Origin of the sequence: uncultured Brevundimonas sp., assembly GCF_963977465.1 — a bacterium.
In the GTDB taxonomy this organism is placed as follows: domain Bacteria; phylum Pseudomonadota; class Alphaproteobacteria; order Caulobacterales; family Caulobacteraceae; genus Brevundimonas.
The window spans coordinates 190,779-200,725 of record NZ_CAXBOQ010000007.1; the positions used below are offsets into that span (position 1 = coordinate 190,779).

Genomic DNA, 9,947 nt, shown 5'->3' on the forward strand with positions numbered 1-9,947 from the left:
GATCCCCGCCGTCGTGACTTACGAAAGATCTGGGTCCCCGCCTTCGCGGGGATGAGCGGTATTGGAACGAACTCTAGGCTGCCGAGTACAAAGCTTTAATCAGCCGCAGCGCCCGCGGGTCGCCCAGCAGGTGCGGCGACTGGCGCGTCATCACATAGGCAGCCGAAATTCCCGTGGCCGGGTCGGCAAAGGCACAGCTGCCGCCCCAGCCGGTATGACCGACCGCCTCCGGATTGGGGCCGAAGATGTCCAGCCCGGCATTGCGCAGCAAACCCGCGCCCCAGCCCAGGGTGAACGGCAGCACCTTGTCCGGCCCGTGAATGCGCTCGCGCGTCGCTTGGGCCAGCACGCCCTCCGACAATAAGGTCTGTCCGTCCAGCGTCCCGCCGGTGGCCAGCGGCGTCAGCATCCGCGCCAGCCCCGCCGCTGTCGCATGCATATTGGCCGAGGGAATCTCCAGCTGCCGCCATTCGCTCGAGCCGCGCCCACCGGGGGCCGAGCCGCGATCCAGAAACGCCGCCGTCTTGATCGCGTCGATCGTCCCGAGGTCCGGCGCGGCCGTCGGCTTGCGCATCTGCGCCACCCGGTCGTGCTCGCTCTCGGGCAGGCCGATCCACAGGTCGAGGTCGAACGGATCGGCGAAATCCTCGGCCAGGGCCGTGCCCATGCTGCGCCCGTCGACCAGACGGAACAGCTCGCCCGCCAGATAGCCGATGGTGATCGGATGATAGCCCGAGGCCGTACCCGGTTCCCACATCGGGGCCTGGGCGCACAGCCGGTCCAGCACCGCCTCGCGGTCGAACCAGATCGTCGGCTCGGCCGGCTCGGAAAAACCCGACAACCCCGCCTGATGGCTCATCAACTGGCCGACGGTGATGCCCGCCTTGCCCGCCTGTCCGAACAGCGGCCAGTAGGCGGCGACCGGGGCCTCATACGACAGCAGACCGCGCTCGACACAGCCGGCGATCAGCAGGGCCATCACCGCCTTGCCGGTCGAGAACACCGGGGCCAGGGTCGCGTCGGTGAACGGCTGGGTCTTCGCCGTATCGGCATGGCCGGCCCACAGATCGACCACCGACTCGCCCCCGACACAGACACTGAACCGCGCCCCCAGCTCATCCAGCCCCTCGGGGGCGTCGGTGAAATTGGCGGCGAAGGCGTCCTTCACCGCCGCGAAACGGTCGGGGCAGGGTCCGTGGATGTCGGGGAGATCGGTCATGGATTGGGTCTAGCCATCTGATCTCCGCGCGTCGACCATCGATCCCTTCTCCCGTTGGGAGAAGGTGGCCCGAAGGGCCGGATGAGGGTCGGAGTCCTAGGGTACGTGTACGGACCAGACGTCAATTCGACCGCTTTCATCACCGATGAGGTTGGCGTGGAGCGCCAGATCACTGACGGGCTCCCGGGTGGTGCTGAGGTCGATCAGGAACTCCCAGTAGCCGTCCATCCAGCGATAGATTGATCGCTGCCAAACCTGGTCGGATAGCGGGATCAGGGTGTCCCCGTAGGCGGCGACCTGTCCTGCGACGAACTGCGCTGCGGTCTTGTCGATCGGCGTGATCCCCTCGAGCACAGGGTTCGAAAGCTGAAAATCGCCGTCGACAAGGGCGGCTACCAGCGCCTGAAACCGAGGCCGGAGCTCTTCTGGTACCGGATGTTCTTCGTCGTCCTGGGCAAGCATCAGCGTGACTATGCAGTCGGACACTGACGGCCGCAACGGCCCGGAGGCGGCCCGCAGGCCCCGACGCGGAAACGGTCTCCCTTCAAAACCGCCCCCGCCTCCCCATCTAAAGAACTGACCGTTTCAACAGTATCGGAGGGCGACATGGCCGGCGGATGGACGCGGGATGGCGCAGTACTGGACCAGATCAACGACACCATCGTCGACGGCGTGCTCAACGCGCGGTCGCGGATGCCTGCCGGTGACGGCACCGCCGAATGTGTCGAGTGCGGCGAGGATATTCCCGAGGCGCGACGCCGGGCCCTGCCCGGGGCCACCACCTGTGTGCACTGCCAGTCCGGGCGGGACGGGCGTGTCGCCCATTCGGCCATCAACCGTCGCGGCAGCAAGGACAGCCAGCTCCGCTAAAACGGGCCCGCCGTATCGCCTGATCGGGGTCGATGAAACCAAACACCCCGCCCGGGAGTTGGTTCAGCGTCGCTGTACAGGGAGCCGCGGGATGGAGATCAAACGCTTGCTGACGGGGGGCGACCCTCACCCGGTTCACGCGATCCTGCTGGGCTTTCCAATCGCCCTGTTCACGACCGCCCTGGTGACCGACATCACCTATCTGCGCACCGCGGAAGTCCAGTGGACGAACTTCTCCAGCTGGCTGATCGCCGGTGGGCTGGTGTTCGGGGGTCTGGTCCTGGTCTGGGCCGTGGTCGCGCTGGCTATCCACTGGCGGGGGCAGCCCCGCATGCCCCGGCTCATCTACCTCGGCGTCCTCGCAGCGATGATGATCCTGGGACTGATCAACGCCTTCAAGCACAGTCAGGATGGCTGGAGCTCGGTCGGTGGTTTCGGCCTGATGCTGTCCATCCTCTGCACCCTTCTGGCCCTGGCGGCCGGCGTCATCGCCTATTCCGGCGTCATGTCCCGCGAGGTCGTCCGATGATCCGTTCGTTCACAGGCACCGCAGTCCTCGTCCTGTTGCTCGCCGGCTGTGGCGGAAGCGACTCCAGTCTCAACCAGATCGGACCGGGGCCGGACCTGCCGCCGCTCCAGGAGACCCTGGTGCCGACGCTGAAGATCGCCAAGCCGACCGGCTGGGGCGATCAGACCCCCACCGTCCCGGCCGGCTTCACCGTCACGGCCATGGCCACCGACCTGCAGATTCCTCGACAGGTTCTGGTCCTGCCCAACGGTGACATTCTGGTGGCCGAAGGGCGTGGCGGACACGCCCCCAAGCTTCGCCCCAAGGACGTCATCGCCGGCGTCATCAAGAAACAGGGCAACACCGGGGTCGACAGCGGCAACCGCATCACCCTGCTGCGGGATGCCGACAATGACGGTCGCGCCGAGGTTCGCACCGTCTTCATCGACAATCTGGATGCGCCCTACGGCATGGCCTTCGTCGACGGGTCTCTCTATGTGGCCAATCAGGGAGCCCTGCTGCGCTTCCAGTACCAGCCCGGCCAGACCCGGATCACCACCGCGGGCGAGGAAGTCACCAAACTTCCGTCCGAGATCAATCACCACTGGACCAAGTCCCTGACCGCCAGCGCCGACGGCCTGACCCTGTTCGTCGGCATCGGCTCCAACAGCAATGTCGGCGAGCGCGGCATGGCGGTGGAGGAAGAGCGCGCTGTCGTCTGGGCCATCGATCGTCAGACCGGGGCCCATCGCACCATGGCCTCCGGAATCCGCAACCCGACGGCCCTGGCCATCGAACCCCTGACCAGCGCCCTGTGGACCGTGGTCAACGAACGCGACGAGATCGGCCCGCAGGCGTCACCGGACTATCTGACCTCGGTGCGCGAAGGGGCCTTCTACGGCTGGCCCTACAGCTACTGGGGCCAGAACGTGGATCCGCGCGTCCACCCGCAGCGGCCCGACATGGTCGCGCGGGCCGTGGTCCCCGACTACGCCCTGGGCTCGCACGTCGCCGCACTCGGCCTGTCGTTCGCCACCGGCGGCGGCTTCGGCGGCACGTTTTCACAAGGAGCCTTTGTCGGCCAGCACGGCAGCTGGAACCGCAAGGATCTCGCCGGCTACAAGGTCAGCTGGGTGCCGTTCAGCGCCGGTCAGCCGTCCGGCGAAGCCGTCGATTTCGTGACCGGCTTCCTGACCGACAACGGCCGGGCCCGGGGCCGTCCGGTCGGCGTCGCCTTCGATGAACAGAAGCGGATCCTGCTGGTCGTCGACGACCTGTCCAACACCGTCTGGCGCGTCGCGCCACGCACTGCGTCCTGACCGGGCCGGCATGCCGCACGGTGGTCGCCGGCCTGACCGTGTGCGATACGCTGGCCCGATGACGGCACCCTCGGACATCGGCGCATGAAGCTGGAAACCCGGATGAACCCCCGCGTCTTCTGGGGCGCGAGTGTGATCACGGGCCTGCTTCTGGTCGCCGCCATCGCCGTGCCCGGCGAGTCCGACCGCCTGTTCCAGACCGCCCAGACCTGGGTGATCGATACCTTCGGCTGGTTCTATATCGCCGCCGTGGCAGGCTTCCTGCTCGTGGTCCTCTACCTGGCGCTGGGACCGACCGGGAAGCTGAAGCTCGGTCCCGACGATTCCGAGCCCGACTACCCCTATGTCTCGTGGCTGGCCATGCTGTTCGCGGCGGGCATGGGCATCGGCCTGATGTATTTCGCGGTCGCCGAGCCGATCCAGCACTATGCCAGCCCGCCCGAGGCCCAGGCGGGCACCTACGATGCCGCCCGCGAGGCCATGGTCATCACCTTCACCCACTGGGGCGTCCACGCCTGGGGCATCTATGCCCTGGTCGGGCTCAGCCTGGCCTATTTCGCCCACCGCAAGGGCCTGCCGCTGACCATGCGCTCGGGCCTGTCGCCGCTGCTGGGCAAGCGGATCAACGGGCCGATCGGCGACGCGGTCGACATCTTCGCCATCTGCGGCACCCTGTTCGGCATCGCCACCTCCCTGGGTCTGGGCGTGGCCCAGATCAACAGCGGGCTGAACTATCTGATCGGTGTGCCCAACACGCCGTGGGTCCAGGTCGGCCTGATCACCGTGATCATGGCGGCGGCGACGGCCTCGGTCCTGACCGGTCTCGACAAGGGGGTTCGCCGGCTGTCCGAGCTCAATCTGGTGCTGGCCGTATCCCTGATGCTGTTCGTGCTGGTGGTCGGGCCGACCGGCTTCCTGCTGAAGGCGCTGGTGCAGAATTTCGGCCTGTATCTCGACCATTTCTTCGTGCGGACCCTCAACCTCTACGCCTATGAGCCGCGCGGCTGGATGATCAACTGGACCCTGTTTTACTGGGCCTGGTGGATCGCCTGGTCGCCGTTCGTCGGCATGTTCATCGCCCGCATCTCGCGTGGCCGCACGGTGCGCGAGTTCGTGATCGGCGTGCTGCTGGTCCCGACCGCCTTCACCTTCCTGTGGATGACGATCTTCGGCAATACGGCGATCAGCCTCGACATGGGCTCCGCCGCCGGGGCCATCTCCCAGGCCGTGACCAGCGACCTGTCGACGGCCCTGTTCCACTTCCTGGCCCAGCTGCCGGGCGCGGCCATCACCTCGACCCTGGCGGTGCTGCTGGTGGCGGTGTTCTTCATCACCTCGGCCGACTCCGGCTCGCTGGTCATCGACACCATTGCCTCGGGTGGTGCGGACGACACGCCGAAATGGCAGCGCGTCTACTGGTGCTCGCTCGAGGGCCTGGCCGCGGCCCTGCTGCTGCTGGCCGGCGGCCTCGGCGCGTTGCAGGCGGCGACCCTGGTCGCGGCCCTGCCGTTCGCGGTGATCATGATCCTGCTGGCCGCCGGGCTGGTGCGCCAGATGAACGCCGACGTCGCCGGCCGTGCCCTCGAGAGCGGGGGCCCGCCGCTGGCCGAACGGCTGAAACGCATCCTGTCCCCCGCCAGCCGTCGCGATATCGACCGCCAGCTGGAGCGCGCCGGCACCCCCGCGCTGGACGCCGTCCGCCAGGCCCTCGCGGCCGAAGGGCTGGAGGCCTCGGTGGTGCCCGATGAAACGGGCGTGTCGCTGACCGCCACGGCCGCGGACGGGCGCACCTTCACCTACCGTCTCAGCGCGCGCGAACGGCCGCGTCCGGCCATCACGCCGCTGGATGCCCCGGAACGCCGCCGGGCGATGGAGTGGCGACTGTCGGCGCAATCCGACGACGGCACCGGGCCGCGCGACGTGACCGGCTTCACCCGTGATCAGATCGTCGCCGACCTGCTCGACCACCTGCATCGCTGGCGGCTGGGCTGAGGCGACTCTACTCCGGCCGCTGATCCGCCGAGGCCGCGCGCGCCGCCTCGAACTCGGCCCCCGGCGACCATTGCGGCCAGGCGCGGCTGTCGGCCAGGTCGCGGCCGACCGCATATAGCAGGTCGATGTCGACCGCCGCCGCGTCCATCACCCAGTCCGGCGACCAGTCATCCGACGGCTTGTGATAGCGGTTGGCGACATAGTCCTGGCTGGCGGCGTTGTGGCCGGTGAATCCGGCCGCGCCGAACAGGGCCGGCACGCCCTTCTTGGCCAGCGGGAAATGGTCCGAGCGATAGAAGCCCCCGGCTTGGGGTGCCGGGTCGGGGATCAGCACCCGCCCCTGTTCCGTCGCGCGCCGTTCCAGCCAGCCGTCGGTGTCGCTCTTGCCCGCGCCGATCACCACGATCTGCGGTGACACCGCGGTGCCCGGCAGGAAGCTGTCCATATTGATGTTGACCACCGTCGTCTCCAGCGGCCAGACCGGATTGGCGGCATAGTATTCGGCCCCCAGCAGCCCGGCCTCCTCGGCGGTCCAGCTGACGAACAGCACCGACCGGTCCGGCGGCGACCCCGCCTTGAACAGTCGCGCCAGCTCCAGCAGACCGGCCACCCCCGTCGCATTGTCGACCGCGCCGTTATAGATGTCGTCGTCGCCGACCGGCGTGGCGCGCCCATAGGCGTCCCAGTGGGCACCGTACATCACCGTCTCGTCCGGATGGCCGGCCCCCGGGATGCGGGCCAGCACATTGCGGCTCTCGATGCGGTCGGCGGACTGGCCGAAAGCGATCGACATCGTCACCCCGTCCAGCGGCACCGGCCGGAACTCCGGCGTGCGCGCCTGCGCCTTCAGCGCCGCAAAATCCAGGCCCGCGTCGCGGAACAGCTGTTCGGCCACCGGCCCCTGGATCCAGCCCTGGGCCGGGACCCGCTCGGCCTCCGGATCGGCGCGAACGATGTCGAAATCCGGGGCCGTCGACGATCCTTCCAGCACGCTCCAGCCATAGCCCGCCGCCGCCGTGTCATGGATCACCAGCACGCCGGCCGCCCCCTGACGCGCCGCCTCCTGGAATTTATAGGTCCAGCGCCCGTAGAAGGTCATCGCATTGCCGTCGAACCGGCCCGCCACCGGATGGTCCTCGGGCGCGCCGAAGTCGGGGTCATTGACCAGCACCAGCAGGATCTTGCCCCTCAGGTCGACGCCCTTGAAATCGTCCCAGCCGCGCTCGGGCGCAGCGACGCCATAGCCGGCGAATACCACCGGCGCATCAGTCAGGGTGATGTGGCTGACCGGCCGGTCGCTGGACACCAGCACCTCGGGCCCGCGCGCCAGCGCCCGCGTCGCGTCGCCGTTGCTGACCATGATCGTCGCCGGCCCGTCCTGCCGGGTCCGGCTCAGCTGCGCCACCTGCACCCACTGGCCGTCCGGCCCGCCCGGCTCCAGCCCCAGGGCCTGGAACTGCGCCACCAGATAGTCGACCGTCTTGTCCTCGCCCGGCGTCGCCACCCCGCGCCCCTCGAATTCGTCCGAGGCCAGCACCCGCACGTGTTCGTTCAGCCGCGCGCCCTCTGCCGAGGGCGTCGCCGACTGCGCCATAACCGGCCCCGCCGTCATCAGGGCCAGGGCAGCGGTCGACAACAGCAGTCGGGTCAGGCGGGAACGGCGCATGGTCATATCCGGGTCGGCTCAGGGAGGGCCGCCACCCTGACCCTCCGCCTCCGGCCTGTCGAGCGTCACCGTGTCGCCGGAGCGCGGCGGCGATCAACCGCCCCGCCCGGGTTGAGGCGGATGGCCGCGCCCATCGCGCACGGGCGGGACTATCTCGCCCCGCCGCCGTTAGGGTAGTCATACATCAGCCGCCTATCGGCCCCGCCCGGGGCCGCAGAAAGGTTACGCCATGACCACGACCCAGGCCCCGTCACAGCTGTTGCGTCTGCTCGAGATGGTGGAGGCCACCCCGCCGCTGCTGACCGCGGTGGTCCACCCGGTCGATGAATTGTCGCTGGCCGGGGCGGTCGCCGGTGCGCGACGCGGCCTGATCGCGCCCGTGCTGATCGGCCCGCGCAAGCGGATCCTCGATGCGGCCCAGGCTGCCGGGCTCGACATCGCGGCCTATCGGCTGATCGATGTGGCACACAGCCACGCCGCCGCGGCCCGCGCCTGTGAAATGGCCGCCGCCGGACAGGTCGCCGCGATCATGAAGGGGGCCCTGCACTCCGACGAACTGCTTGAGGCCGCCATCTCCGGCCCCTTCAATCTGCGGATGGAGCGGCGCATGAGTCACGTCTTCGTCCTCGACGTCCCCGGATATCCCCGACCGCTGCTGATCAGCGACGCGGCGCTCAACATCGCCCCCGACCTGATGACCAAGCGCGACATCGTGCAGAACGCCATCGATTGCGCCCTGGCGATGGACATCGAGACGCCCCGGGTCGCCATTCTCGCGGCGGTCGAGACCGTCAATCCGGACATGATCTCCACCCTGCACGCCGCGGCGCTGTGCAAGATGGCTGACCGCGGCCAGATCGTCGGCGGGGTGCTGGACGGACCGCTGGCCTTCGACAATGCGATCTCGCCCGAGTCCGCCGCCACCAAGGGCATCGTCTCCGAGGTCGCCGGCCGGGCGGATATCCTGATCGTGCCCGACATCGAGTCGGGCAACATGCTGGCCAAACAGCTGTTCTATCTGTCCCACGCCCAGTCGGCCGGTGTCGTCATGGGCGCGCGGGTGCCGATCATGCTGACCAGCCGCTCGGAGCCGGAGGCCTCGCGCCTCGCCTCCTGCGCCCTGGCCATCCTCGTCGCCCAGCACAAACTCAGCAAATTCAGCCGATGACGCCGCGGCATATCCTGACGCTCAACGCCGGCTCCTCCAGCCTGAAATTCGCCGTCTACCGCGAAGCCGACACGGCGCTGGCGCTGTCGGGCCAGGTCTCGGATCTGACCGGCACGCCCCGGCTCCGCGCGAAAGTGGGCAATGAGGTCGTGGCCGACGAAGCCTGGCCGACGGGTCAGGATCTGGACACCGTGCTGGAAGGCGTCTTCGCCTGGCTGGAGCGCACCGGCCGGGCCGAAGCGATCGTCGCGGTCGGCCACCGCATCGTCCACGGCGGCCTGACCTTCCGCGATCCCGTCGTGCTGACGCCGGACTTGATTCGCGAACTGCGGACGCTGGAATCCCTCGCCCCCCTGCATCAGCCGTTCAACCTTCGTGGTGTCGAGCGGGCGCGTCACCACTTCCCCGACGCCGTGCAGGTCGGCGTGTTCGACACCGCCTTCCATGCCGACCAGCCCGATGTCGCCCGCCTGTACGCCCTGCCGCGCGCCCTGATCGACGAGGGGGTGCTGGCCTACGGCTTCCACGGCCTCTCCTATGACTACATCGCGCAGACGCTACGGACCGAAGCGGGCCCCGCCGCCGGTGGGCGCACCATCGTCCTCCACCTCGGCAGCGGCGCGTCGCTGTGCGCCATGGCCGACGGCCGCAGCGTGGCGACCAGCATGGGCTTCTCCGCCCTCGACGGCCCGCCCATGAGCACCCGTTGCGGTGCCCTGGACCCCGGCGTGATCCTGTACCTGATCCAGTCCCGGGGCATGAGCGTCGAGGCCGTCAGCGATCTTCTTTACCACCGCTCGGGCCTGCTCGGCCTGTCGGGCGAGAGCGGCGACATGGTCACCCTGCTGGCCAGCGACAATCCGCAGGCCCGTCAGGCCCTCGACGTCTATGTCTACCGCATCGCCCGCGAGATCGGATCGCTGGCCGCGGCCCTGGGTGGGCTCGATACCGTGGTGTTCACCGCCGGCGTCGGCGAGCACGCCGCCCCGATCCGCGCGCGGATCGTCGCCCTGTGCCGCTGGCTCGGCCTCGAGCTGGACGCCGACGCCAACCGGGTCCACGCCCACCAGATCAGCCGCCCCGACAGCCGCGTCATGGTGCGGGTCATCCCCACCGATGAGCAGGTCGTCATCGCCCGCGGCGTGGCCGGGATCATCGGGCAGGGCGGGGCGGCGGGCTGAGGCCGGGGGCGGTCTGCGTCCGGG

General features: G+C 68.9%; 9 protein-coding genes. 6 read left to right on the forward strand and 3 right to left on the reverse strand.

What is annotated here, in order from left to right:
* Positions 1-73: 73 nt before the first annotated feature.
* Positions 74-1,219 (reverse strand): serine hydrolase domain-containing protein, encoded by a 1,146-nt coding sequence (locus tag AAC067_RS15070; RefSeq protein ID WP_339933672.1) that lies wholly within the window; start codon positions 1,217-1,219, stop codon positions 74-76.
* Positions 1,220-1,315: 96 nt separating this feature from the next.
* The gene (locus AAC067_RS15075; RefSeq protein WP_339933673.1) at positions 1,316-1,681 is read right to left on the reverse strand and encodes a hypothetical protein; all 366 of its coding nucleotides are present in this window, start codon (positions 1,679-1,681) and stop codon (positions 1,316-1,318) included.
* Between the two features lie 144 nt (positions 1,682-1,825).
* Here AAC067_RS15075 and AAC067_RS15080 point away from each other — a divergent pair, with 144 nt between their 5' ends.
* The 4 genes from AAC067_RS15080 (at position 1,826) to AAC067_RS15095 (ending at position 5,908) form a co-directional block, all read left to right on the forward strand.
* Entirely contained in the window at positions 1,826-2,089 is a 264-nt protein-coding gene (locus AAC067_RS15080; protein WP_339933674.1) for a DksA/TraR family C4-type zinc finger protein, read from the forward strand.
* 91 nt (positions 2,090-2,180) lie between these two features.
* Positions 2,181-2,618 (forward strand): DUF2231 domain-containing protein, encoded by a 438-nt coding sequence (locus tag AAC067_RS15085; protein ID WP_339933676.1) that lies wholly within the window; start codon positions 2,181-2,183, stop codon positions 2,616-2,618.
* Positions 2,615-3,916 (forward strand): sorbosone dehydrogenase family protein, encoded by a 1,302-nt coding sequence (locus AAC067_RS15090; protein ID WP_339933677.1) that lies wholly within the window; start codon positions 2,615-2,617, stop codon positions 3,914-3,916. The genes AAC067_RS15085 and AAC067_RS15090 overlap by 4 nt, the downstream gene beginning before the upstream one ends.
* Positions 3,917-4,000: 84 nt before the next feature.
* The gene (locus AAC067_RS15095; RefSeq protein ID WP_339933678.1) at positions 4,001-5,908 is read left to right on the forward strand and encodes a BCCT family transporter; all 1,908 of its coding nucleotides are present in this window, start codon (positions 4,001-4,003) and stop codon (positions 5,906-5,908) included.
* 7 nt (positions 5,909-5,915) lie between these two features.
* Here AAC067_RS15095 and AAC067_RS15100 read toward each other — a convergent pair whose 3' ends face one another.
* Positions 5,916-7,574 (reverse strand): M28 family metallopeptidase, encoded by a 1,659-nt coding sequence (locus AAC067_RS15100; RefSeq protein ID WP_339933679.1) that lies wholly within the window; start codon positions 7,572-7,574, stop codon positions 5,916-5,918.
* A 229-nt stretch (positions 7,575-7,803) separates the two neighbouring features.
* On the opposite strand from AAC067_RS15100, the gene AAC067_RS15105 reads away from it, so the two are divergent.
* Together AAC067_RS15105 and AAC067_RS15110 are read left to right on the forward strand one after the other, a co-directional pair.
* Positions 7,804-8,742 (forward strand): bifunctional enoyl-CoA hydratase/phosphate acetyltransferase, encoded by a 939-nt coding sequence (locus AAC067_RS15105; RefSeq protein WP_339933680.1) that lies wholly within the window; start codon positions 7,804-7,806, stop codon positions 8,740-8,742.
* Positions 8,739-9,923 (forward strand): acetate/propionate family kinase, encoded by a 1,185-nt coding sequence (locus tag AAC067_RS15110; protein ID WP_339933681.1) that lies wholly within the window; start codon positions 8,739-8,741, stop codon positions 9,921-9,923. Before AAC067_RS15105 ends, AAC067_RS15110 begins: the two co-directional genes overlap by 4 nt.
* Positions 9,924-9,947: the final 24 nt, after the last annotated feature.